Raw genomic sequence first — 24,384 nt, forward strand, 5'->3', positions numbered from 1 at the left:
TCGTGATCCGGCCGACATTGACGTCATGTTCCGGTAATCCGCGGGCAATACCGCCGACATGCATCCTGCCGCACTATGGGAGCATGCCCATCACCATCAGACAGCTGCTCGACGATCCGCAGCTCAAGCTCGTCACCGTCTATGACGGCGGCGGCGAGACGCTCGACAACGGTGTGATCTGGGTGCATCCGACCGACGTGGTCAACGCCGCGCGGTACGCGGAACCCGGCGAGGTGCTGCTTACCTGTTCCACGAATTTCCCGCTCGAAAGCATGGGCAATGTCAACGACCTCTCCCTGCTCAAACGCGATCTGCGCAAAATGGGGCTGCCCACGTCGATCAAGAATCCGCAGGAGGCGTACGCGCGCCTATATATGCAGTACGTGGCCGATCTGAGCCGCGCTGGCGTGCTGGCCATCGGATTCGGCGTCGGCATCAAGCACGACCGGATTCCGCAGGCGCTGACCGACGCGGTGCGCCAGCATCACATGGTGCTGTTCGAAGTGCCCGTCGAGATCAATTTCTCGCAGATCGTCAAGACCGTGCTGCGTGCGCAGGCCGAGGAAAGCGAGAACCTGCAGCGCGTCATGTATGCCGCCCAGCGTGAGCTGTTCGAGGCCTCGAACGCTGCGGAACCGATCGAATCGGTGGTGGACGCGTGCGCCAGGCTCACCGGCGGATGGGCCGCATTCGCGCGCCCCGAAGGCGATATCGTGGCCATTTCCAATCAGGTGATGCACCGGCAGGCGTCCGATCTGATCCACCAACTGATCCGTGCCCGCAGCCAGTCCGGCTCCCGGCAGAAGACCATGTTCGGCTCGGCGAAATCCCGTGGCCAGTACTGCGTGTGCGCGGTGGAGCATGATGGTACCCTGTTGGGCATGATCGTGGTGATGGCCGACCGGACGGAGTCGGGAGGCGCGCTGCTGCGGTCGGTGGATATCGCCGCGGCGGATGCGTTGGCGTGCGCGCTGCCGCGCAGGATGAACGAATACCGGATGCGCTCGCGGCTGCGTGCCATCGTCATCGAACAGATCATGGCCGGGCGGGCCGAAGCGGGAGCGGCGTTCGCCGGCGAGCTGTGGCGTTGGCGGTTGCGGTTCCCGGTATGCGTCTACTGTTTCGAATGCGCGCATGACGACGGCCGGATGCTTGATCTGCTGGATTCGATGATCGCGGACGAGGCGATCTACGGCCAGGTGAACGGACTGATGTGGATCGTGACCGGCCATGAGTACGCGCTGCATGTGGAACGGTTCGTATCCGACCAGCTCAGCGACGGCGAATACGGTCGGGCCGAATCCGGTTCGATGCCGATGCTCGCCGAGGCGTGCCGCGAGGCGCAGCAGAACCTCAGGCTGCGCTGCGCCTCGGGCAGGGACGGCGTAGTCGATATGCCGGCGCACGAACTGGTCAGCCCGGGCATCGCGCAGCTGTATGCGAAGGAACTGTTCTCGCCGCTCGGCGCACTGACGGACGACGACCGTGCGTCGCTGATCGGCACGCTGCGCACTGCGCTGGCCACCGCGTTCAACGTGGGCGCGACGGCCACTCGTCTCGGCGTGCACCGGCATACGGTCGAAAACCGGCTCGGCAAGCTCGAACGGCTGCTCGGATTGGATTTCTCGAAGGAATCCGACCGGGTGAAGGTGTGGATCGCATGCTCGTTCATGCGTGACGGCGCCATGTCAACTTTACGTTAACTTCGATGACGAAGTGAGGTCGCCCCGCGTAACACCGCCGATACGCGGGGTGACCTCGTATCTGCCTCATATCGAATCCCGGCAAGACGAAAACGGCGTCGTTGCAACGTTGCGCGATCGTCGTCGACGCTACGACATCAATCGGTAACATCCAGCACGCGTTGGACACGCCGTCCAGCCCGCCCGCCCGCCGCTGGCGGATCGTCCATTGAACGCGCATGCCGGACGGCGGACAATACACCGTACCAGCGCTTGAAGTGCACGGCGCTCCTCAACCATCACCCATCATCACACGGCAAACGACAACCAAAGGAAGTGTTGCAGATGTCACAGGAAATCAAGGATTCGGATATCGTCTTCGCCGACTACAAGGAATACCTCAGCCCGGCCCTGTCCAAGGCCACTAGCCTGGTCGTGGAATCCGGCAAGGGCATGTACCTGACCGACGTGAACGGCAAGCGGTACATCGACTGGGTGCAGGGCATCGCCGTGAACGCGCTCGGTCACGCGCATCCGCGCGTGATCGCCGCCGCCAAGGCACAGATCGACAAGCTCGTCACCGCGAGCTTCAACGTGGTCAACTATCCGTCCACGCTGAAACTGGCCAAGCGCATCGCCGAGGTCACGCCCGGAAACCTCGATTCCATGCTGTTCGCCAACGGCGGTGCGGAAGCCACCGACGCGGCCATCAAACTGGCCCGCGTGCTCACCGGCCGTCCGGCGGTCATCGCGTTCAAGGGCTCCTTCCACGGCCGCACGATGGGCGCGATCAGCATCACCGCATCCAACTCGTTCTACCGCAAGGGCATCGAACCGCTGATGGGCGGCGTCTACTTCGCCCCGTACCCATCCAAGGACCTGTGCCCGGCCGGCTACGACGCCAAGCAGCGTGCCGACTGGTGCCTCGACGAGGTGCGCCGGCTGTTCAAATACTGCGTGGCCCCCGACCAGGTGGCGTGCATCTACGTCGAGCCGGTGCAGGGCGAAGGCGGTTACGTGGTGCCCGACCCGAGCTTCCTGCAGGGACTGCGCGAGATGTGCACGGCCAACGGCATCATGCTGGTCTTCGACGAAATCCAGTCCGGCTATGGCCGCACCGGCAAGATGTTCGCCGGCATGCACTCCGGCGTGGTGCCGGACATCATGACGGTCGGCAAGGCCATCGCCGGCGGCTTCCCGATGAGCGCCGTGATCTCGACCACCGAAAACATGAACCGCTGGCTGCCCGGCATGCACGGCGGCACCTTCGGCGGCAACCCGGTGGCTGGCGCCGCGGGCCTGGCGGTGCTCGACGAATTCGCCGAGAAGGACATCGTCGGCAACGCGGCGAAGGTCGGCGCGTACTTCAAGACCCGCCTGCTCGAACTGCAGGCCAAGTACCCGTTCATCGCTGACGTGCGCGGTGTGGGCATGATGCTGGCCATCGAATTCGGCTCCAAGGGCGAGATGAACGGCGCGGACATCTTCCACGCCGTCTCCGCCGAAGCGTTGAAGGAGGGCCTGCTGCTGCTCGGCTGCGGCGCCGACCATGACGCGGTGCGCTTCGCCGCCCCGCTCAACTCCACCACCGACGAGATCGACGAGGGCCTCGAGGTGCTCGACAAGGTGCTGGCCACCATCTGAAGCCGTCCGGCCGCATGACGCGATCCGGCGAGGTTTTCGGACATACAGGATGCAAGGAAAGGAGAGAACGATGCTTCGGTATCTGGGAAAGCGGCTGCTGTCGGCGATTCCCGTTCTGATCGTGGTGGGCGTCGTGGCGTTCCTGCTCTCTCATATGAGCGGTGGCGACCCGGCGCGCGTGATCGCCGGCAACGACGCGACCGACGCGCAGGTCGAGGCGATCCGCCAACAGATGGGACTGAACCAGTCGGTGCCCGAACAGCTGTGGTCGTGGTTCATGAACCTGCTGCACGGCGACCTTGGCTACTCATACGTGCTGGGGGAGGGCGTGACCCCGACGATCCTGTCGCACGTGTTCCCCACGCTGTCGGTGGCGGTGCTCGGCGAGCTGATCTCGCTGATTGTCGCGATCCCGCTCGGCGTGCTCGCCTCCGACAAGCACGGACGCGCGGCCGACCGCGCGGTGCTGGCATTCGCCACGCTCACGACCTCGCTGCCCAGCTTCCTCGCCGGACTGCTGCTCATGATCGTGTTCGTGCTCAACATGAAACTGCTGCCGGCCAGCGGATTCGTCTACCCGTCCGACGACATCGGCGGCTACTTCTCGCACCTGATCCTGCCGGCGCTGTCGGTGGCCACGCTGCAGATCGCGATCATCATCCGCATGACCCGGTCCTCGATGATCGACTCGCTGGGCAGCGACTACATCCGCACCGCCGAGGCGAAGGGCCTCACCCGAGCTCGCCAGCTGTGGGTCCACGCGTTCAAGAACTCGTCGATCTCGATCCTCACCATCGTCGGCCAGTCGTTCGGCGAACTGATCGCCGGCGCGATCGTGGTGGAAACCGTGTTCAACGTGCCTGGAATCGGCCAGTTGGTGTCCAACTCGATCCTGCGGCGCGACTACCAGATGGTGCAGGGCATCCTGATCTTCGTGGCTCTGGTGTTCATCGTCGTTAACCTCATCACGGACGTGCTCTACGCGGTCATCGACCCGAGAATCCGAGAAAGGTCGTTCTGATCATGTCAACCGCAGCTCGTGCAACTTCCATTCCGGCAGGAGTCCCCGCCGACGTGGCGGCCGACGGCAACGGTCCGCGATGGCTCAAGGCGCTGCTCGCCTCGCCCACCACGCTGGTCGGCGGCGTACTGCTCGCCGTCATCGCGCTCGCTTGCTTCCTCATGCCGTGGCTGGGCCACATGGACGCCTACGCCACCAACACGTCCGCCATGCTGGCCGCGCCCGGCGCCTCTGGGCACCTGATGGGCACCGACAACGTCGGACGCGACCTGTTCGCCCGCGTACTGCTCGGCGGCAAGGCATCGCTGACGGTGGGATTCAGCGCCGCGCTGATAGCCGGCATCGTCGGCCTGGTCGTCGGCCTGTACTCCGCATACTACCCGCGGCTCGGCTACATGCTCATGCGCATCTGCGACGGTCTGATGGCGTTCCCGGCGATCCTGTTCGGCATCGTGTTCGTCGGCTCGTTCGGCCAGACCACCCGCAGCGTGGTGCTCGCCCTGTCCATCGTGTTCATCCCGATGGTCGCCCGCGTGGTGCGTTCCGCGACGCTGGCCAATATGAACGAGAACTACGTGCAGGTGCTCGTCAACCTGGGTGCGGGCGGCAACCGCATCCTGTGGCGCAACATCGCGCTCAACGTCATCGGCGAATGGATCGTGGAGGTCACGTTCGTGTTCGCCGACGCGATCCTGGTGGAGGCGGCCATGAGCTTCATCGGCGCCGGCATCCCCCAGCCGCATCCCAGCTGGGGCAACATGCTCTACGACAGCCGCACCTACATCTACTCGGCGTGGTGGCTGACCGTCTTCCCCGGTGTGGCGCTCGCCCTGACCGTGTTCGTCATCAACATGTTCGGCGACGGTCTGCGTGAAGTGCTCGACCCGAAGAAGAGGAGGTAGCCATGAGCCAGGTCAACGATCTTTCCGCACCCCTCGATACACAGGATGATACTCAGGATGGTACGCAGGATGCCCAGGCGCAGCCGCTGCTGAGCGTAGACGGGCTCACGGTCAGCTTCAAGGCGGGCCGCAAGGACTGGATCACCGTGGTCAAGGGCATCGACTACACCGTCGGCCGCGGCGAGGTGCTCGGCATCGTGGGCGAATCGGGCTGCGGCAAAAGCGTCAGCTCCTTCTCCATCCTGCGCCTGCACAACGAGCGCACCACGAAATACGGGGGCTCCATCCGCTTTGCCGGCCGCAACGTGTTCGACATGTCGAACAGGGAACTGCTCGACTTGCGCGGAGGCGACATCGGCTTCATTTTCCAGAACCCGATGTCCAGCCTCAACCCGCTGATGACTGTGGGCAGCCAGCTGCGAGAAACCGTCAGGGCGCATCGTAGGGGCCTGGGCAAGGACGAGATCGAGCAGCGCTGCCTGTCGGCGCTGCGCAAGGCCGGAGCCGACACCCCCGAAGAGTGGATGGGCAAGTATCCCTACCAGTTTTCGGGCGGCCAGCTGCAGCGTGTGGTCATCGGCATGGCGCTGATCAACGAGCCGAAGCTGCTGATCGCCGACGAACCGACCACCGCGCTCGACGTGACCATCCAGATGCAGCTGCTCAAGGTGCTGCGCCATCTGCGCGACGAACTCGGCATGAGCATCATCCTCATCTCGCACGACATGGGCGTGGTGGCGCAGACCTGCGACCGCGTGGCCGTGATGTACCGCGGACGGATCGTGGAGACCGCATCGGCGGCACGGCTGTTCTCCGATCCGCAGCATCCGTACACCAAGGCGCTGCTGTCGGCCACGCCGCCGTTGGACGGTCCCGAACCCAAGCGGCTCAAGACGGTGGCCGATTCGATGGCCGAGATCGAAGCCGCCTATCGCGAACAGGAACACAAGGAGGCGTGACATGGCAACGCAGCATCGGCCGATCCTGCAGGTGAACAACCTGTGCAAGGACTACGTCACCCGAGGATTCTCCCACAACGCGGCAAACATCTTCCACGCGCTGAAGAACGTCTCGTTCGAGGTCGACCACCGGCAGACCTACGCGCTGGTCGGCGAATCAGGCAGTGGCAAAAGCACCACCGCCAAGATCATCAGCGCGCTCGAGAAGCCCACCTCCGGCACCGTGGTGTTCGACGGCGACAACTACACCGACGATTCGCCACGCCAGCTGCGCCGCGACATCCGCGGCAACATCCAGATGGTGTTCCAGGATCCGTTCTCCTCGCTCAACCCGCGCAAATCCATCGCGGGTGCGCTGCTCGAGGCGATGGAGATCCAGAACGTCGGAAACACGAAACGCGAACGGCTCGACGCGGCCGAATCCATGCTCGAGAGGGTCGGACTCGGCTCGTGGGCGCTGAACCGCTACCCGTACCAGTTCTCGGGCGGCCAGCTGCAGCGCATCAACATCGCACGTGCGCTGGTCGTCGAGCCGAAACTGCTGATCCTCGACGAATCGGTCTCCGCGCTCGACGTGTCCGTGCAGGCGCAGGTGCTCAACCTGTTGCAGGACCTCAAGGAGGAATTCGCCCTGAGCTATCTGTTCATCACCCACGACCTGAGCGTCGTGCGCTTCATCGCCGACCGCGTGGGCGTGCTGCGCAAAGGCACCCTCGTCGAGGAAGGCACGGTCGGCGAGGTGTTCGCCAACCCGCGCACCGACTACACGCGCAACCTGCTCGACAGCATCCCGCTGCCGGATCCGAGCCGGCACCAGCTGGCCGGATGAGCCCCGATTCCAATATCCACGTCAACCATCCACCAATCCACAGATCTGTCCCAACCGGTTTCAATGAAAGAGAGGAAATCATGAACAGGCTAGGCAAGAAGATGGTCGCCCTCGCGGCGGCCGCGGCAACGATCGTATCCCTGGCCGCGTGCGGCAGCGGCGGCTCGTCGTCGGGAACCCCCACGGACGGCGGCACGGTGCACATCGCGCTCAACGCGACCGTCACCAGTCTCGATCCGATGATCACCGGCGCGTACGTGGCGCGCGACACCATGCGCAACATCTACGAGACGCTGGTCACGCTGAAGAAAGACGGCAGCGTCGCGCCGCTGCTCGCCAAAAGCTATGAGGTGAGCAAGGACTACAAGACGTTCACGTTCAAGCTGCGCACCGGCGTCAAGTTCCACAACGGCCAAACCATGAAGGCCGAGGACGTGGTGGCCTCGATGCAGCGCTGGATCAAGCTCTCGCAGATCGGCAGCACGTTCTTCACCGGCTCCACCGTCAGCTCGCCCGACGCCGACACCGTGGTCATCACCTCGCCCAAGCCGGTCTCCACCGGCCTGTACCTGATGGCCGACACCGCGCGCATCGCCGCCATCATGCCCAAGTCGGTCATCGATAAGGCCACCGACACCGGCGTGAGCGAATACGTGGGCACCGGCCCGTTCAAGTACGCGTCGTGGAAGAAGGACACGAACATCGTGCTTGAGAAGTTCGCCGATTACCAGTCCCCGGACGGCGACACGGACGGATACGCCGGCAAGCGCGAGGCGCACGCCGACAAGCTCGAGTTCGACTTCGTGACCGACGGCACGACCCGTATGACCGGCGCGCTGTCGGGCCAGTACGAGATCGGCTATTCGCTCGCCGATTCGCAGTACGCGCAGGTCAAGGCCAGCCAGGACGTGACGATGGAAACTGACGAAATGCTTGAGACGATCCTGTTCAACAAGAAGCAGGGCATCTTCAAGGACAACCAGAAGCTGCGCCAGGCCGTCCTCGCCGCGCTCGACCTCGGCAAGATCGCCAAGGCCGGCCATCAGAACGCCGACCTGTACAAGAACGACGGCGCGCTGATGCCCGAAGGTAACCCGCTGCGCTCCGAATCCAGCCTCGACAAGTACAACCACCAGGATCTCGACCAGGCCAAGGCACTCATCAAGGAGGCTGGATATGACGGCTCCACCATCAAGTTCCTGACCACCAAGGACTACCCGTACATGTACGACGAAAGCGTGGAGGTGCAGAACGAGCTCCAGGCGGTCGGCATCAAGACCGACCTGCAGGTGCTCGACTGGGCCAGCGTGCTGCAGAAGATGTTCCAGCCCGAGGCTTGGGACATGATCATCTCCAGCTACTCCTACTCCGCGAACCCGATCTGCTACTCGTTCTTCCAGGCATCCGGCGCCGGCTGGAACACCGACCTGAAGTTCGCCGAGATCACCGACAAGATCAACTCGGCCACCTCCGAGACCGATCAGAAGGCCGGCTACGACGAGCTGCAGGACTGGTTCTATGACTACGTGCCGAACATCATCATCAGTAAGTACCAGCAGATCAGCGCCGTCTCCAAGAAGGTCACCAACTACAGCGACGGCATGCAGGGGCCCGTCTACTACAACATCGAGCTCAAGCAGTGAATGTGACGGCGGGCCGCCCGGCCGGGCTTCGGTTCGGGCGGCCCGCCCGTCGCGCACACGTACGGCAACGCAACGGCAACGTAACGAAAGCAGGGGATCGTAATGGGAGCCAACAGCGAACAGCGTGACGTGAACGTCATCGAACTGTCCATCGAAGACATGGCCGCGATGATGGAGCGCGGGCAGACTACCTCCACCGAACTGACGGTGGCCTATCTCAACCGCCTGTTCTACTACGACGTCAACGGCATACGGCTCAACTCCACGCCGATCATCGCCCCGGACGTACTCAAGGAGGCGATGGCCCGCGACGAGGAACGGGCCGAGGGACGCACTCGCGGCCCCCTGCACGGCGTTCCGTACAGCGTCAAGGACAGCTACATGGCCAAAGGCATGACGATGGCCGCCGGCTCCCCGGCGTTCGCGCACGTCGTGGCCAAAGAGGACAGCTTCTCCGTGGGCGCGATGCGCAAGGCCGGCGCCGTGCTGGTCGGACGCACCAACATGCCGCCGATGGCTGCAGGCGGCGTGCAGCGCGGCGTCTACGGTCGCGCCGAAAACCCGTACAACGGCGACTACCTGGCCGCCGCATGGTACTCCGGATCCTCCAACGGCTCCGCGGTGTCGACCGCATCCAGCTTCGCCGCCTTCGGCCTGGGCGAGGAAACCGTCTCCTCGGGGCGCTCGCCGGCCGCCAACAACGGCCTGGTGGCGTACACGCCCTCGCGCGGTGTCATCTCGCTGCGCGGCAACTGGGTGCTGCACGCCACCAAGGACGAGGTGGTGCCCCACACGCGCACGGTGCGCGACCTGCTGGCCCTGTTGCCGACGCTGACCGCGGACGATCCGGACACCCGAGGGGATCTGTGGCGCGGCCAGAAGCACGTGCGGCTCGAAGCGGCCGAGCGTCTGCACGCCAAAGGATTCGGCGGCATCGAGAACGTGGACGCGCTTGCCGGAGCGCGCATCGGCGTGGTCGGCGCCTACGCCGGACGCCTCGGCGACGCGCTGCCCGCCGTATACACCCGGCCGAGCGTCAACGCGCTGCTGCTGCGTGCCATCGACGATCTCAAGGCGCTCGGCGCGCACGTGCGCTGGACGACGTTCCCGCTGCGCGATGCCTACGACATCGAGCCGCGCACGCTGAAGACGTTCGCCGACGAGGGGTTGATCCCGCACGACTGGATGGACCACGAATGGCTGCAGCTCAACGCCGCGGCTCTCGAGGAATTCATCCGCGGGTTCGACATCGACGGGCTCGACAGCCTGCTCGACGTCGACCCCGACGACATCTTCCCCAACCCGTTCGATTCGATGGCCCGCCGCACCGGCTGGCAGTACGGCTTCTACCAGCAGGCGGCGCAATACATGCGCGAAGGCAGGCTGCTGCCGCTGTACAAGACCCCAGAACTGGCCGCCGGGCTTGCCGGCCTTGAAGCGATCCGCAAACGCCACCTCGAACAGTGGATGCGCGCCGAACAGCTCGACGTGCTGATCTTCCCGACGAACAGCAACATCGCCCATGCGGACGCCGACGTGGACGAGGTGCACAACACGGAAGCGTGGCAGGACGGCACCTGGTTCTCGAACGGCAACCGCATGATCCGCCATCTGGGCATCCCCACGGTCAGCGTGACGATGGGCGTGATGGATGACACCGGCGTGCCCGCCGGACTGACGTTCATGGGGCCGGCCGGCAGCGATCGTCTGCTGCTCGCGTGCGCGTCCGAATACGAACGGGCCACGAACCGCCGCGTCGCACCGCGTCGCACCCCGGCCATCGAATCGTTGAACCGCATCGCGTTCGATCGTGACTCCTCGGCGCCGACCGGCCGCACCTTCGCCGCGCACCTCGACGCCGCCATCCGCGACGGGCGCCTGCATTACGCGGTCACGGCCGCCGATCCCGACGATCGCGTGGCCTGTCGCATCTTCGTCAACGGTCTGATGATCGAGCAATGGGACGGCACACAGGCCTGGGACGGGTCGATCTCGCTGGCCCGCGTGTTCGACGCGCGCAAGGTCGCCGTCGTCGCGCTGTTCACCGGACGCGGCCGCACCGTCGGCGCGGACGTCGCCGTATTCGACAACCCCGACCCGCATCCGGCCGGAACCTCGCTGATCTGAAAGGAAGCCAGCATGTTCACCATCGACGCGATCTTCGACAACGCCGACATCCACACGATGGACCCCGCCCATCCCCGAGCCAGCCGCATCGGCGTATACGACGGTAAGATCGTCGCGCTCGACGACGACCTGGACGGCGTGCCGGCCCGGCACCACGTGGACCTGGGCGGCAGGTTCGTTTGCCCCGGCTTCAACGACGTACACCTGCACTTCTCGCTGCTCGGCGCGAACCTCAACCAGGTCGACCTGCGCAAGCAGACCGCATCCACGCTCGACGAGGTCTACCGGCGCATCGAGGAGGCCGCCGAGCGCACGCCCGACGGCGAATGGGTGCTCGGATGGGGCTTCGACCAGTTCTCGCTCGGCGCGTTTCCCGACATCGCCGTGCTCGACCGCATCTCGCACGGCCACCCGCTGCTGATCCTGCATCTGTCGAACCATGCGGCCGTCATCAACACCGAAGCCTTCCGCCGCGCCGGCTACGAGCATCCCGACGACATCGACCAGCCCGATCTGGTCATCAAGGAGCACGGGCACGTCACCGGTCTGGTCAAAGACAAGATGTGCTTCATGTTCACCGGACTGGCGAACCGGGTGAGCGAGGCCACGCTGCTGCACCAGCTGGAACTCGCCGCGCAATACACGCTCTCGCTCGGCATCACCAGCTTCACCGACGGCGGCACCGGCACCGACCGCAACTGGGAGGGCATCGGTCAGACCCCCGACGACATCGGCCTGTTCCAGGAGGCCTATGACCGCGGACTCATCCACCAGCGCGGCACGCTCATGCCATACTTCTCCGCGCTGCACGATCTCGGCCAGCTGACCGGCGACCTCAAGCACGGCTTCGGTCTCGACCTCGGCATCCGCACCGGCTTCGAAGGCGGACTGCTCGACATCGGCCCGTTCAAGATCATCCTCGACGGCGCGTTCTCCAGCCTGTCCGCCTACCTCAACGAGCCCTACCTGAACATGCCCGACAACAAGGGCGTCTTCAGCTGGGACCCGGACGAATTCGCCCGTCAGGTCGCCATCCTGCACCGCGAAGGCTGGCGCATGGCCATCCACGCGATCGGCGACCACGCCATCGCCATCGCGCTCGACGCCATCGAGCACGCCCAGCGGCTCTACCCGCGGCAGGATGTGCGCCACCGCCTCGAACACTGCGGACTATCCAGCGACGCCACGGTGGAACGCATCATCCGCGACGGCATCATCGTCAACCCGCAGGGCAGCTTCATGAAGAACAACGGCGACGCCTACGTGCGGCTGCTCGGCGAGGAACGCGCCCGCCGCGCCTACCGCATGGGCTCGTTCGTGCATCGCGGCGCGATCATCCCCGGCAGCACGGATGCCCCGTGCGCGCCGGTCGCGCCGATGATCTCCATCGAAGGCATGGTCACACGAAAGACCGCCGGCGGGTTCGTGCTCGGCGACAACGAACGGCTCACTGTCGACGAGGCATTGCGCGCCTACACGTACGGCAGCGCGTACGCGTCGAAGAAAGAGCGGGTGCTCGGCACGCTCAGTCCCCGCAAATACGCCGACTTCGTGGCGCTCGACGCCGACCCGCACACGGTCGATCCGGACTCGCTGCACGAGATCGGCGTCGCGGCGACGGTGATCGGCGGGCAGGTGCGCTATGAATCCGCCGGCCGCTGATCTCATCTTCGAGATGGGAACGGAACGGGGGCTGCCCGGCCGTATCGATGCCGCTTCCGTATCCAAGGAGCGTGATGCGCAACGCGGCGGCATCAAGGCGTACCTGATGTGGTCGCTGGCCATGGTCGGCTACCTGTTCGCCATGGCCTGCCGTTCGTCGATGTCAGCCACCGGCATCCAGGCGGCGCACCATTTCCACACCACCAGCACCGTGCTCTCGTCGTTCGTCTACCTGCAGCTGTTCGTGTATGCGGTCATGCAGATACCCGCCGGGCTGCTGCTCGACCGATACGGGCCGCGGCGCCTGATCTCGGCCGGATGTGTGCTCATGTCGGCCGGGCAGACCCTGCTGGCGTTCGCGCCAGCCGCATGGATGGCGGTGATCGGACGTGCGGTGGTGGGCAGCGGTGACGCGTTGATTTTTATTTCGGCGATCCGGTTGGTCGCCGCATGGTTCCCAGTGCGCAGACTGCCGTTGATGAACCAGTTGACCGGTCAGCTCGGCAGTTTTGGCCAGCTGATATCGATCTACCCGTTCGTCTGGCTGATGAACCTGACCGGCTGGAGCGCGGCGTTCGCGGCCGCCGGCGGCATCGGCATGATGATCGCCGTGTGTGTGCTGCTGTTCCTTGCCGACCGTCCGGGGACGGCTCGTGACGATGGGCGCGCGGCCGCACGGCATCCGGCCGGCATCTGGCCGTCGATCGCCGTGGCGGCGCGCCAACGCGGCACGATCTGCGGGTTCTGGGTGCATTTCACCAACGTGTTCTCCAACAGCATGATGAATTCGCTGTGGGGCGTGCCCTTCCTGCTGACCGTGGAACGGTACACGCGCCAGCAGGCCAGCGCCTATCTGGGAGCCGGCATCGTCATGTGCGCCGTATGGGCCGTGGTGTTCGGGCGCATCGCCGGAATCCATCCGATCCACGGCCGCGCGCTGATCGTCTATGGATCGTCCGGAGCACAGATGATATTGTGGGCGGCCGTCCTGACGACCTCCGGTCCCCACCCGTTCTGGCTGACGGCCACATTGCTCGCCGCCGTGTCCAGCGGTTGGCCGGCGGCCGGCGTCGCTTTCGACTATGTACGCGACTCCAACGAATCCGGCAACCTTGGACTGGCCACCGGCATCGCGAACATGGGCGGCTCCTTCTCCGCATCCATCGTCATGCTCGGCGTTGGCGTCCTGCTCGATATGCAGGGTGCATCCAGTCCCACGCTGTACACCGACCATGCCATGCGCGTCGCGCTGCTCGCCCAGTATCCGCTATGGATCGTCGGACTTGTCGGATTCGCGCTGATGCTGCCGGCCACGCTCGCCGCGGTGCGCCGCAGATACGCCGACATCAGCGCCGGACGCTGGCAGGACTGATCCGCGCGCGTGGAACACCCGTGGCTAGGCATCCCTTCAGTCCACATTCTTCGTTCAGTTCACATTCCATCCAGTCAAGCCAAGAAAGGCGGCAATCATGAAAGCCACTGTCTACCACGGCAACCACACGGTCAGCCTCGACGAGGTCCCCGACCCCGTCATCCAACATCCCACCGACGCGATCGTCGACATCGAATACGCCGGCGTGTGCGGCTCCGATTTGTGGACGTACCGGGACCAAGGAGCGGCCGCGCCGAACCGCATCGGCCACGAGTTCGTCGGCACCGTGCGCGAGATTGGATCCGAAGTGCGGTCCGTCAAACCCGGCGACTGGGTGATCGTGCCGTTCCGCTACAGCGACGGCACCTGCCGGTTCTGCCGGCAAGGATTGGAAACCAGCTGCGTCAATGGTGGGTTCTGGGGGCGTGAGACCGCAGACGCCGGTCAGGGGCAGGCCGCGCGCGTGCCGTTCGCCGACGGCACGTTGGTCAAGGCATACGCCGACGGCCATCGTCCCGACGAATCGCTGGCAGCCGGCCTGCTCACGCTGACCGACGTGTTCACCACCGGATACCACGCGGCCGCCAGCGCCCACGTGCAGCCGGGCGACGTGGTCGCGGTGATCGGCGACGGCGCGGTCGGCCTGTGCGCCATGATGGCGGCCAAGCTGCTCGGCGCGGATTGCGTGATCAACGCCGGCAGCACACACGCCGACCGCAACGAGCTCGCCCTGCGCTTCGGCGCGGACCAGATCGTCACCGAGCGCGGCGACGACGCCGTGAAACATGTACTGTCGATCACCGGCGGCGACAGGCCCGACAAGGTGCTCGAATGCGTGGGATCGGCACAGTCCTTCGCCACGGCCATCCATATGGTCGCGCCCGGCGGCACCGTCAGCTACGTTGGCCTGCCGCACGGCGTGAGCATCGACGTGCGCGACCTGTTCTACTCCAACATCACCGTCACCGGAGGCATGTCGCCGGCCCGCCACTACATCGCCGCAGTGCTGCCGGCCGTGCTTGACGGCCGCATCGACCCCGGTCCGGTCTATACGAAACGGTATGCGCTCGCGGACATCGCCCAGGCCTACGACGACATGGACAACCGCCGCACGATCAAGCCGATGATCGTCGTGCGCTGAGCCGGCGGTCCGAAACCGACCATGAATGACCGGGAGAGACAAGGAACGGCAAGGAGGTCTGGCAATGCATGACTTCGACGGATACCGGACGCTGGGACAGCCGCATGAGCCGGTCGACGAGCGCGAGGCCGGTGCCCTGCTGGTCCGCGACTACGGTCTGGACGGGGCTCGGCTCACCCGCATCGCCACCGAACGCGACGACACGTTCGCCGTGACGGTGCAGGGCGAACGTTCGCCGCGCTACCTGCTGAAGATCGAGCATCCGGCCGAGGACTACGGGACCGTGCGCATGCGTGCCCGCGCGCTGCGCATGCTGGAACGGCGGGCGGTCAACGTGCCCGTGACCAGACTGGTGCCGTGCTCGGACGACGGCATGATCGCGAGATACGACGCCGGCGGACGCACCCGGTGGGCCACGCTGACCACGTTCGTTCCCGGACGCATCGTCTCGTCCCTGCCGGGCCGCCCATCCCCTGCGCTGCTCGCCGGCATCGGCGACCGTCTGGCGCGCATCCAGCGGGTGCTGGCCGACGAGCGCGGGTATGCGGATCGGTTGGGGCGCATCTTGTGGGATGTCCGGTTGCTGCCGGCGATCGCGCAGGACGTGCTGCCGATGATCGACGACGCGACGGCCCGCAGAGCGATCGAACAGGCGGCGGCGACGTACGAATCCGTGGCCGGCCATATCGATGCGTTGCCGCAACAGCTGTGCCACGGCGACTTCCATCCCGGCAACATCACGGTGCGCGACGATCGTCCGGACGAAATCGCCGGCATCATCGACTTCGGCGACATGCACATGATGCCGGCCGTATGCGATCTGGGTACCGCGTTGTGCTATCTGGTGGACGACGTGCTCGCCGATCCGCTCGAACCGTGCCGCATCGCGCTGGCCGCGTACCTGAACGTGAACCCGGACTTCGATCGGGGTCTGCTGCCGCTGCTCATGCCCGTCATGCAGGCGCGCGCCGCGCTCGTCGTGCTGCTGCCGCTGCTGGCCGAACGCCGCAGCGGCACGTCGCCGGAACACTATCTGTTCCGTCCCGAGTCCAGAATCGTCCGACTGCGACTGCTGCAATCGTTGTCGGACGGAGCTTCGGACTCGTTCGCCGGCGCATGAACGGATCGAAATCGGATCCGTCCGTCATGGCTCCAGTCATTTCAGTCATCAATCCAGTCGCAGCACAAGAGAGGAACATATCATGAGCAACGTCGATGCAGGCGTCCCCGCCCCGGTGGCCGGGCGCAAGGGACTCGCGAACGGATTCGATTTCTCCAAGGGCACCGCCGGGCTCTCCCCGGACACGGTGGCGCTGATCGAACGGCGCAAGCGCACGCTCGGCACGCTGGGGCCCTTGTTCTACAACCGGCCCATCCACGTGGTGCGGGGCAGTGGCGCGCATCTGTTCGACGCGGACGGCGTCGACTATCTCGACTGCTACAACAATGTGGCCTGTGTAGGGCACGCCAACGCGCATGTGCGCGAGGCGGTGGCCGACCAGCTCGCCAAACAGGACACGCATTCGCGCTACCTCCAGGACGAGGTGCTCGACTATGCGGAGCGTCTGCTCGCCCTGTTCCCGGAAGGGCTCGACCGGGTGAGCTTCACCAATTCCGGTTCCGAATCCAACGACCTGGCCCTGCGCATGGCCCGCGTCTACAGCGGGCATCAGGGCGTGGTGGTGACCGCCAATGCCTATCACGGCATCACCGCGCTGGTGTCGTCGGTGTCCCCGAGCTTCGGCACGGCCATACCTCTGGCCCCGTTCCTCGCCACGGTGGAGGTGCACGACGTGCTGACGGGAGACATGCCGGCCGATCGGGTGCGCGCCGTGCTGCGCGAACGGTTCGTCGCCGCGTTCCGCAAGCTGCACGACGCGGGTTATGGCGTATCAGCCGTGCTGCTCGATCAGATCTTCTCCTCGGACGGCGTGCTGCCGGGTGCGCAAGGCTGGGTCGCGGACGTCGCCGACATGGCGCACCGGGCCGGCGGCCTGCTCATCGCCGACGAGGTGCAGTCGGGGTTCGCGCGCACCGGCGACGCGTTCTGGGGATTCCAACGTCATCATGCGGACGCGGACCTGGTCACGATCGGCAAGCCGATGGGCAACGGTATCCCCACCGGAGCGGTCGTCTACAAGGCGGCGATCGGTGACGCGTTCGCGGCCTGCACCAGATATTTCAACACGTTCGGCGGCAACCCGGTCTCCATGCGGGCGGCCGAAGCGGTGCTCGACGAGATCGAATCGCGCGGATTGCTCAAGCAGGCCAAGACTGTCGGCGACTACATTTGCGACGGGTTCGCGTCGCTGCTCGCCGGCCGGCCGAAATTGGGACAGATCCGCCACGCCGGCATGTTCATCGGCATCGACATCCGCTCCGACGACGGCTCTCGTCCCGATCCGGCCGGTACGCAGGCCATCGTCGACGCGCTGCGCGACCGTGACATCCTGATCTCGGCGTCCGGGGCGGACGGCAGCGCGCTCAAGGTGCGCCCGCCGCTGGTCTTCACGACCGCCGACGCCGACCGGCTGCTCGCCGCGATCGGTGAGCTGCGCGACCTCGGATACTTCGGCTGACGCCTCGGCCGGGCCGCATGCCGCAAGTGTGGAATCCGCAAATGCGGGGAAACCGGGCAGCATTGCGCGTGGGGGAGTGACGTTGCCGGGCGTGTTGAGTACGATGGTGCTCGGTATCACGACTGACAACGAAACAGCGAGGAAGTAACGATATGCCACGTATGTTCGGAACCGATGGCGTTCGCGGATTGGCGAACAAGGACCTGACGGCACGGCTGGCGCTCGATCTGGGCGACGCCGCCGTGCGTGTGCTGGGTGACTCCGGCACGAAGGACGACCAGCCGGAGGGCCGTCGCCGTGCGCTCGTCGGCCGCGACACGCGCGTGTCCGGCGACTTCCTGTCCGCCGCGCTCTCCGCAGGTATGTCCGCGGGTGGCTTCGACGTGATCGACGCGGGCATCATCCCCACGCCGGGCGTCGCCTACCTGACCTCCGTGCTCAACGTCGAGATGGGCGCCGTGATCTCCGCCTCTCACAACCCGATGCCCGACAACGGCATCAAGTTCTTCGCCCGTGGCGGCTTCAAGCTGCCCGACAGCAAGGAGGACGAGATCGAGGCCGTGCTCGGCCAGGACTGGGAGCGTCCGACCGGTGCCGGCGTCGGCCGCATCAGCCACGACACCAAGACCGCCACCGACCTGTACATCAACCACCTCGTCTCCACGATCGCGCCGATCGGCGCCGACAAGGTCCAGCCCAAGCCGCTCAAGGGCCTCAAGATCGTGGCCGACTGCGCCAACGGCGCCACATCCGTGGTTGCCCCCGAAGCCCTGCGCCGCGCCGGCGCCGAGGTCATCGTCATCAACGCCTCGCCGGACGGCTACAACATCAACAAGCACGCCGGTTCCACCCATCCCGAGCAGCTGCAGGCCATGGTCAAGGCCACCGACGCGGTGATGGGCGTCGCGTTCGACGGCGACGCCGACCGTTGCCTCGCCGTGGACGAGGACGGCACCATGGTCAACGGCGATCAGATCATGGGCATCCTCGCCCGCGCCAAGAAGCGCGCCGGCAAGCTCAACCACGACACGCTCGTCGTGACCGTCATGAGCAACCTCGGCCTCAAGCTCGCGCTCAAGGACATGGGCATCAAGACCGTGCAGACCGCCGTCGGCGACCGCTACGTCCTCGAGGAGATGCTGCGCGGCAATTATTCGCTCGGCGGTGAGCAGTCCGGCCACGTCATCAACCGCGAGTTCGCCACCACCGGCGACGGCACGCTCACCGCGCTCACCCTGTGCAACGAGGTCGTGCAGTCCGGCAAGAGCCTCAAGGAGCTCGCCGCTGACTTCCCGCAGCTGCCGCAGCAGCTCGTCAACGTGCCGAACGTCGACAAGATGGCCGCTTCCACGAACGCCAAGGTCCAGGCCGCCGTCGAACGTGAGGAGCAGCTGCTCGGCGACACCGGCCGCGTGCTGCTGCGCCCGTCCGGCACCGAACCGCTCGTGCGCGTCATGGCCGAAGCCGCCACCCAGCAGCAGGCCGACGAGGTCTGCGCCCGCCTCGCCGCCGTTGTGGCCGAGGAACTCGCACTGTAAACCCGCCCCTCACAGTCCCGCATAAGTCCCATATACAAGGAACCACGTACCATCATGTTTGGAAAGAACTCCAAAGTCGACATCGCCCTCAACCGCGACGTCGAACAGCTCATCAAAACCGGCGGCAAGGAGCACATCCTGCCGATCGTGCAGGCCGGCGAACCCGTCCTGCGCCAGCAGACCGTCGCCTACGCCGGCCAGCTGAGCCGCAAGACGCTCGACAAGCTCATCGACACGATGCACACGACCATGCTCGAGGCGCCCGGCGTCGGCCTGGCCGCCACGCAGATCGGCCTCGGCCTTGCGCTCGCCGTCGTCGAGGACCATATCCGCGACGACGAGGACGATCCGCGCGAGATCGGCGAATTCCCGTTCCACGTCATCATCAACCCCAGCTACGAGCCGATCGGCGAGGAGACCCGCAGCTTCTACGAAGGCTGCCTGAGCTTCGACGGCTACCAGGCCGTACGCAAGCGCTGGCTCGACATCACCGCCCGCTGGCAGGACGAGGACGGCAAGCAGCACGAGGAGCATCTGCACGGCTGGCCGGCCCGCATCTTCCAGCACGAGACCGATCATCTGAGCGGTGAGCTGTACATCGACAAGGCCGAGATCCGATCCCTCGCCACCACCGAGAACCTCGAGGACCTGTGGGCAGACGATCCGGTGCCGACCGAGGCGGCCGAGGAGCTCGGTTTCGCGCTATAAGGCACGGCGACACGCCGATGATGTGCGCACGACACGCTAGATGCATATTCCCCAAACCAGGAATCAGACCGATCCGCTCAATGCATCTAGCGTGTCGTGCGCACCCCATCGGCGTGTCGCGCATCACACCCGCCGGTCAGAGCTGCCGCAGCTCGCCCTGCCGGCGAAATTCGATGGGTGACATACCGTTTTTGCGTTTGAACGCCGCGCAGAACGTGCTCGTGTCGGTGAACCCGCATTCGTCGCACAGCTGCTTCAACGGCATGTCGGAGTTGATGAGCAGGTATTTCGCGGCGTGCATGCGCGCGTCCACGATATAGGCATGCGGCGTGTAGCCGGTCTCTTTTTTGAACACGCGGATGAAATGGTATTCGCTCATGTACGCGCGTGCGGCCAGCTCGTCAATCGGCAGCGGCTCGCTCAGATGGCCGGCGATATAGGTGAGCACGTCCTCGATCGCATACGGCTGACGCTGCTGGGACGTGGCGCTGTCGGCCGCCGCCACCGCGAATTCGGTGAGGATGTCGGTGATGTATTTCGACATGCCCGGTTCGCTAATGCGCGAGGCGGCGTGGAACACATCGTAAATGGCGGTCAGACGGTTCAGCACGTAGGCCGGGTCCTTGAGCGAGAACACGGTGCCGAGCTTGCCGTCGATCAGATCGAAGTACGCGCGGGCCATCGTGCCGTCGAAATGCAGCCACAGCACGTCGCTGTCTTCGTCGGTGCCATATGAATGGTGCCGGTAGCAGTCGAGCAGCACGAAATCGCCTTTGCCGGCATGATGCGTGCCCTGTTCGGTGGTGATATCAAATGATCCGGAACGGATGGCCATCAGCAGAAAGCTGTCGAACGAACTGCGTTCCTGACGGTAGCCGGCCTCGTAACGGAACAGGCCGACGCGCAGCGGATACAGAAATGTCTGCAACGCCGTTTTACTGGGCGTGTAGATATAGAACTCCGATCCCTGATTGCGGATACCGTGTTCGGCTGGTTTCATGATGGCTCGTTTTCGTCGTCGATGATGCTGGGCAACGGTTTCATCATAGCAGTCCGCAACCATTTCTGTAACCGCAATTTTTTCATATCTGCAAGCAAGAAAACTCTAAATATACCGAAAAATCAGCCGTAGTCTGTAAGCAAGTAATCAATAAATTACGAATGTGATGGTCGCAAGACCGCACAGTTCCCCACGAAGTTCCAATGAAGGAGCACACTATGGCAGTGAGCATCAAGGACACCGTCATCACGATCCCCACCTACGAGATCGGCGCGGCGGACAAGAACCCGGAGTTCATCGAAAAGCGCGTCTATCAGGGCAGCTCGGGCCGCGTCTACCCGTACCCGGTCATCGAAACGATCAGCGACGTCAAGCGCGACAAGGACTACAAGGCCGTCATCATCGAGAACGAATACCTCGAAGTGACCGTGCTGCCGGAACTCGGCGGCCGCATCCAGTACGCGAAGGACAAGACCAACGGCTACGACTTCGTCTACCGCAACGACGTCATCAAGCCGGCGCTTGTGGGCCTGACCGGACCGTGGATCTCCGGCGGCATCGAATTCAACTGGCCGCAGCACCACCGCCCGACCACGTACCTGCCGGTCGACTACAAGGTCGAGGACCTGCCCGACGGCGGCAAGGCCGTGCTGTGCCACGACACCGACCAGATGTACGGCACGCAGGTGATCACCAAGATCGCGCTGCACCCCGGCAAGGCGTACATCGAGATCACCGCGCAGCTGTACAACGGCACCGCGCTGCCGCAGACCTTCCTGTGGTGGGCCAACCCGGCCGTCCCGGTCAACGAGCACACCAAGACCGTGATGCCGCCGGACGTGACCGCCGTCATGGACCACGGCAAGCGCGACGTCTCGCGCTACCCGATCGCCACCGGCACCTACTACAAGCACGACTACTCCGAAGGCGTCGACATCGGCCGCTACAAGAACGTGCCGGTTCCGACCAGCTACATGGCCGCGCACTCCGACTACAACTTCGTCGGCGGCTACGACTTCGGCGTCGGCGCCGGCATCCTGCACGTGGCCGACCACCACGTCAGCCCCGGCAAGAAGCAGTGGACCTGGGGCAACGGCGACTTCGGCCGCGCCTGGGACAGGAACCTCACCGACGCGAACGGCCCGTACGTCGAGCTCATGACCGGCGTGTTCACCGACAACCAGCCCGACTTCACCTGGCTCAAGCCGTACGAAGGCAAGACGTTCACCCAGTACTTCATGCCGTACAAGGGCGTGGGCCAGGTCAAGAACGCATCGATCAACGCGGCCGTGAACCTCGAGATCGGACCGCAGGACACGTTCGGCGCGGCCGGCGAGACCGAGGGCATCGAAGCGCAGGGACTGGCCGCCGGCCAGGGCCGCGTCACCGTGTACGCGACGAGCGTGTACGAGCACGCGCACGTCACCGTCACCGACGACCGCACCGGCGCGACGCTGTACGAGTACGTTGGCACGATCAGCCCGAACGACATCGTGCGCGCCGCATTCGACACCGGCGACGCGAAGCCGACCGACATCACCGCGACCGTGACCGACGCGAACGGCAAGGTCCTCATCGACTACACGCCGCAGCCGAAGACAATCGACAAACTGCCCGAGCCGGCCAAGGCCGCCGACGAACCGGCCAAGATCGCCACGAACGAGGAACTGTTCCTCGCCGGCACGCACCTCGAGCAGTACCGTCACGCCACCTACCTGCCCGACCCGTACTATCTCGAAGGCCTCAAGCGCGACCCGCTCGACGCGCGCATCAACAACGCCTACGGCCGACTGCTGCTGCGCCGCGGCGACTTCGCGGGCGCCGAACGATACTTCCGCGCCGCGATCACACGCCTGACCAAGCACAACACGCAGCCGTACGACAGCGAGCCGCACTACAACCTCGGCCTCGACCTGTTCTACCAAGGCGACTTCGACAAGGCGTTCGACGCGTTCTTCAAGGCCACCTGGGACGATGCGCAGAAGGAACGCGCGTTCTTCTACATGGCCGCGATCGCCGCCCGCCGAGGCGACTTCGCGGACGCGCTCGAATACGTGGACAACGCGCTCACCCGCAACACGATGAACATCAAGGCCCGCGGCCTGCGCGCCTACGTGCTGCGCAAGCTGGGACGTGACGACGACGCCGCGGCGGCGCTCGCCGAGAACCTGAAGATCGACGAATTCGACTTCGTGTCCGGCAACGAACGCGTGATCGCCGGCGCGAACCCGGCCGAACTGACGGGACTCATGCGAGGATTCCACGAGAACTACCTGCAGGCCGCCCGCGACTACGCGCTGTTCGGCGCGTACGACGAGGCGCTCGCACTGCTCGGCGAGGCCGACCAGTCGAAGCCGATGGTCAAGTACTACGAGGGCTACTATCTCGCGCAGCTTGGCCGCGACGAGGAGTCCCATGCCGCGTTCGAGGCCGCCGAGGCCGCGCCGAGCGACTACTGCTTCCCGAACAAGCTGGAGGACATCGCGCCGCTCGAGGCCGCGATCAAGTCCGTGAACGGCGCCAAGGCGCCGTACTATCTCGGCTGCCTGTACTATGACAAGACGCTCGCCGACCGCGCGATCGCCCTGTGGGAACGTTCGCGCGACCTCGATCCGGGTTTCCCGACCGTGCACCGCAACCTCGCGCTCGCCTACTACAACAAGCGGGGCGACGCGGCGGCCGCGCAGCGTGAGATCGAACAGGCCTACGCGCTCGACGAGTCGGACGCACGCGTGTTCCTCGAAACCGATCAGCTGCACCGCAAGATCGGCTGGACGTACGCGCAGCGGCTTGCCGAATTTGAGCGGCATCTCGACGTAGTGGCCGAACGCGACGACCTGTACATCGAATACCTGACCGTGCTCAATCTCACCGGCAACTACGCGAAGGCGTACGAGCTGATGGGCCGGCGTCGATTCCACCCGTGGGAGGGCGGCGAAGGCAAGATCACCGCGCAGTACCGCATCGCGCTCACCCTGCTCGCCAAGGACGCGATGGCCGCCGGCGACTGGACGAAGGCCAAGGAACTGCTCGTGAAGGCGCTCGTCTACCCGGAGAACCTCGGCGAGGGCAAGCTCGAAGGGCAGAAGGACAATGACATCCACTACTGGCTCGGCGTGACGGAACGCCACCTCGGCGACGAGACTGCCGCACGTGCCGAATTCCGGCAGGCGACGATCGGCCCCGACGAGGTAAAGGGCGCGATGTACTACAACGACCAGCCGGCCGAGATGATCCTGTTCCAGGGACTCGCCCACGCGGCGCTCGGCGAGGAGGGGCCGGCCAACGCGCGGTTCTACCGACTGCTCGACTACGGTGAGCAGCATCTCGACGACCAGGTCAAGATCGACTACTTCGCCGTCTCGCTGCCCGACTTCCTCATCTTCGAGAACGACTACACGAAGATGAACCGCATCCACTGCCTGTACCTGATGGGCCTGGCCAACATCGGCACCGGCGATCGCGAGGCGGCCGCGCGCTTCCTTGATGATGCGCTTGCGCTCGATCCGAGCCACATCCAGGCGAACCTGTTCGCCGACGAGATCGGCAGCCGGCACGTGCTCTGATCTTGCGGCGG

At 65.1% G+C, this 24,384-nt stretch carries 17 protein-coding genes; 16 read left to right on the forward strand and 1 reads right to left on the reverse strand.

Annotation, left to right across the window (positions count from 1 at the left end; genetic code table 11):
* Window positions 1–83 precede the first annotated feature (83 nt).
* The 15 genes from DSM100688_RS06520 (at window position 84) to DSM100688_RS06590 (ending at window position 19,807) form a co-directional block, all read left to right on the forward strand.
* Window positions 84–1,703: a PucR family transcriptional regulator gene (locus DSM100688_RS06520; protein ID WP_152358335.1), complete on the forward strand. Its 1,620-nt coding sequence runs from the start codon at window positions 84–86 to the stop codon at window positions 1,701–1,703.
* A gap of 324 nt (window positions 1,704–2,027) precedes the next feature.
* Window positions 2,028–3,326, forward strand: a complete 1,299-nt coding sequence (locus DSM100688_RS06525) for an aspartate aminotransferase family protein (protein WP_204316639.1) — start codon at window positions 2,028–2,030, stop codon at window positions 3,324–3,326.
* 70 nt (window positions 3,327–3,396) lie between these two features.
* Window positions 3,397–4,347 (forward strand): ABC transporter permease, encoded by a 951-nt coding sequence (locus DSM100688_RS06530; RefSeq protein ID WP_163146795.1) that lies wholly within the window; start codon window positions 3,397–3,399, stop codon window positions 4,345–4,347.
* 2 nt (window positions 4,348–4,349) lie between these two features.
* A complete protein-coding gene (locus tag DSM100688_RS06535; protein WP_152358337.1) occupies window positions 4,350–5,249 on the forward strand; it encodes an ABC transporter permease in 900 nt (299 codons plus the stop codon).
* A gap of 2 nt (window positions 5,250–5,251) precedes the next feature.
* A complete protein-coding gene (locus DSM100688_RS06540) occupies window positions 5,252–6,208 on the forward strand; it encodes an ABC transporter ATP-binding protein (protein ID WP_152358338.1) in 957 nt (318 codons plus the stop codon).
* Between the two features lies 1 nt (window position 6,209).
* Window positions 6,210–7,037, forward strand: coding sequence for an ATP-binding cassette domain-containing protein (locus DSM100688_RS06545; RefSeq protein ID WP_152358339.1), 828 nt, complete (start codon window positions 6,210–6,212; stop codon window positions 7,035–7,037).
* Between the two features lie 80 nt (window positions 7,038–7,117).
* Entirely contained in the window at window positions 7,118–8,680 is a 1,563-nt protein-coding gene (locus DSM100688_RS06550; RefSeq protein ID WP_163146794.1) for an ABC transporter substrate-binding protein, read from the forward strand.
* Between the two features lie 102 nt (window positions 8,681–8,782).
* The gene (locus DSM100688_RS06555) at window positions 8,783–10,807 is read left to right on the forward strand and encodes an amidase (RefSeq protein WP_152358341.1); all 2,025 of its coding nucleotides are present in this window, start codon (window positions 8,783–8,785) and stop codon (window positions 10,805–10,807) included.
* A gap of 12 nt (window positions 10,808–10,819) precedes the next feature.
* The gene (locus DSM100688_RS06560; protein ID WP_152358342.1) at window positions 10,820–12,469 is read left to right on the forward strand and encodes an amidohydrolase; all 1,650 of its coding nucleotides are present in this window, start codon (window positions 10,820–10,822) and stop codon (window positions 12,467–12,469) included.
* A gap of 13 nt (window positions 12,470–12,482) precedes the next feature.
* A complete protein-coding gene (locus tag DSM100688_RS06565; protein ID WP_163146793.1) occupies window positions 12,483–13,841 on the forward strand; it encodes an MFS transporter in 1,359 nt (452 codons plus the stop codon).
* 97 nt (window positions 13,842–13,938) lie between these two features.
* Entirely contained in the window at window positions 13,939–14,982 is a 1,044-nt protein-coding gene (locus DSM100688_RS06570; protein ID WP_152358344.1) for a zinc-binding dehydrogenase, read from the forward strand.
* A 64-nt stretch (window positions 14,983–15,046) separates the two neighbouring features.
* The gene (locus DSM100688_RS06575) at window positions 15,047–16,102 is read left to right on the forward strand and encodes a phosphotransferase (protein ID WP_163146792.1); all 1,056 of its coding nucleotides are present in this window, start codon (window positions 15,047–15,049) and stop codon (window positions 16,100–16,102) included.
* An 82-nt stretch (window positions 16,103–16,184) separates the two neighbouring features.
* A complete protein-coding gene (locus DSM100688_RS06580; RefSeq protein ID WP_152358346.1) occupies window positions 16,185–17,561 on the forward strand; it encodes an aspartate aminotransferase family protein in 1,377 nt (458 codons plus the stop codon).
* A gap of 152 nt (window positions 17,562–17,713) precedes the next feature.
* Window positions 17,714–19,099 carry a phosphoglucosamine mutase gene (glmM, locus tag DSM100688_RS06585; protein WP_152358347.1) on the forward strand — a complete coding sequence of 462 codons (1,386 nt, stop codon included), beginning with the start codon at window positions 17,714–17,716 and terminating at the stop codon, window positions 19,097–19,099.
* Between the two features lie 54 nt (window positions 19,100–19,153).
* Window positions 19,154–19,807, forward strand: a complete 654-nt coding sequence (locus DSM100688_RS06590) for a peptide deformylase (RefSeq protein WP_152358348.1) — start codon at window positions 19,154–19,156, stop codon at window positions 19,805–19,807.
* Between the two features lie 136 nt (window positions 19,808–19,943).
* Here the strand turns inward: DSM100688_RS06590 and DSM100688_RS06595 are convergent, their stop codons facing one another.
* Window positions 19,944–20,807, reverse strand: a complete 864-nt coding sequence (locus tag DSM100688_RS06595; protein WP_163146791.1) for an AraC family transcriptional regulator — start codon at window positions 20,805–20,807, stop codon at window positions 19,944–19,946.
* A gap of 218 nt (window positions 20,808–21,025) precedes the next feature.
* On the opposite strand from DSM100688_RS06595, the gene DSM100688_RS06600 reads away from it, so the two are divergent.
* Complete coding sequence (locus DSM100688_RS06600) at window positions 21,026–24,373, forward strand: DUF5107 domain-containing protein (RefSeq protein WP_152358350.1); 3,348 nt, start codon at window positions 21,026–21,028, stop codon at window positions 24,371–24,373.
* Window positions 24,374–24,384: the final 11 nt, after the last annotated feature.

It is taken from the genome of Bifidobacterium ramosum, assembly GCF_009299505.1.
GTDB classification, from domain to species: domain Bacteria; phylum Actinomycetota; class Actinomycetes; order Actinomycetales; family Bifidobacteriaceae; genus Bifidobacterium; species Bifidobacterium ramosum.

Excerpts from the sequence above, each read along its gene's own strand:
- DSM100688_RS06535 (WP_152358337.1), top strand. The coding sequence starts at position 4,350 with ATGTCAACCGCAGCTCGTGCAACTTCCATTCCGGCAGGAGTCCCCGCC.
- DSM100688_RS06575 (WP_163146792.1), top strand. The coding sequence starts at position 15,047 with ATGCATGACTTCGACGGATACCGGACGCTGGGACAGCCGCATGAGCCG.
- DSM100688_RS06530 (WP_163146795.1), top strand. The coding sequence starts at position 3,397 with ATGCTTCGGTATCTGGGAAAGCGGCTGCTGTCGGCGATTCCCGTTCTG.
- DSM100688_RS06560 (WP_152358342.1), top strand. The coding sequence starts at position 10,820 with ATGTTCACCATCGACGCGATCTTCGACAACGCCGACATCCACACGATG.
- DSM100688_RS06570 (WP_152358344.1), top strand. The coding sequence starts at position 13,939 with ATGAAAGCCACTGTCTACCACGGCAACCACACGGTCAGCCTCGACGAG.
- DSM100688_RS06600 (WP_152358350.1), top strand. The coding sequence starts at position 21,026 with ATGGCAGTGAGCATCAAGGACACCGTCATCACGATCCCCACCTACGAG.
- DSM100688_RS06595 (WP_163146791.1), bottom strand. The coding sequence starts at position 20,807 with ATGAAACCAGCCGAACACGGTATCCGCAATCAGGGATCGGAGTTCTAT.
- glmM (WP_152358347.1), top strand. The coding sequence starts at position 17,714 with ATGCCACGTATGTTCGGAACCGATGGCGTTCGCGGATTGGCGAACAAG.
- DSM100688_RS06540 (WP_152358338.1), top strand. The coding sequence starts at position 5,252 with ATGAGCCAGGTCAACGATCTTTCCGCACCCCTCGATACACAGGATGAT.
- DSM100688_RS06590 (WP_152358348.1), top strand. The coding sequence starts at position 19,154 with ATGTTTGGAAAGAACTCCAAAGTCGACATCGCCCTCAACCGCGACGTC.
- DSM100688_RS06545 (WP_152358339.1), top strand. The coding sequence starts at position 6,210 with ATGGCAACGCAGCATCGGCCGATCCTGCAGGTGAACAACCTGTGCAAG.
- DSM100688_RS06565 (WP_163146793.1), top strand. The coding sequence starts at position 12,483 with ATGGGAACGGAACGGGGGCTGCCCGGCCGTATCGATGCCGCTTCCGTA.
- DSM100688_RS06550 (WP_163146794.1), top strand. The coding sequence starts at position 7,118 with ATGAACAGGCTAGGCAAGAAGATGGTCGCCCTCGCGGCGGCCGCGGCA.
- DSM100688_RS06525 (WP_204316639.1), top strand. The coding sequence starts at position 2,028 with ATGTCACAGGAAATCAAGGATTCGGATATCGTCTTCGCCGACTACAAG.
- DSM100688_RS06580 (WP_152358346.1), top strand. The coding sequence starts at position 16,185 with ATGAGCAACGTCGATGCAGGCGTCCCCGCCCCGGTGGCCGGGCGCAAG.
- DSM100688_RS06555 (WP_152358341.1), top strand. The coding sequence starts at position 8,783 with ATGGGAGCCAACAGCGAACAGCGTGACGTGAACGTCATCGAACTGTCC.
- DSM100688_RS06520 (WP_152358335.1), top strand. The coding sequence starts at position 84 with ATGCCCATCACCATCAGACAGCTGCTCGACGATCCGCAGCTCAAGCTC.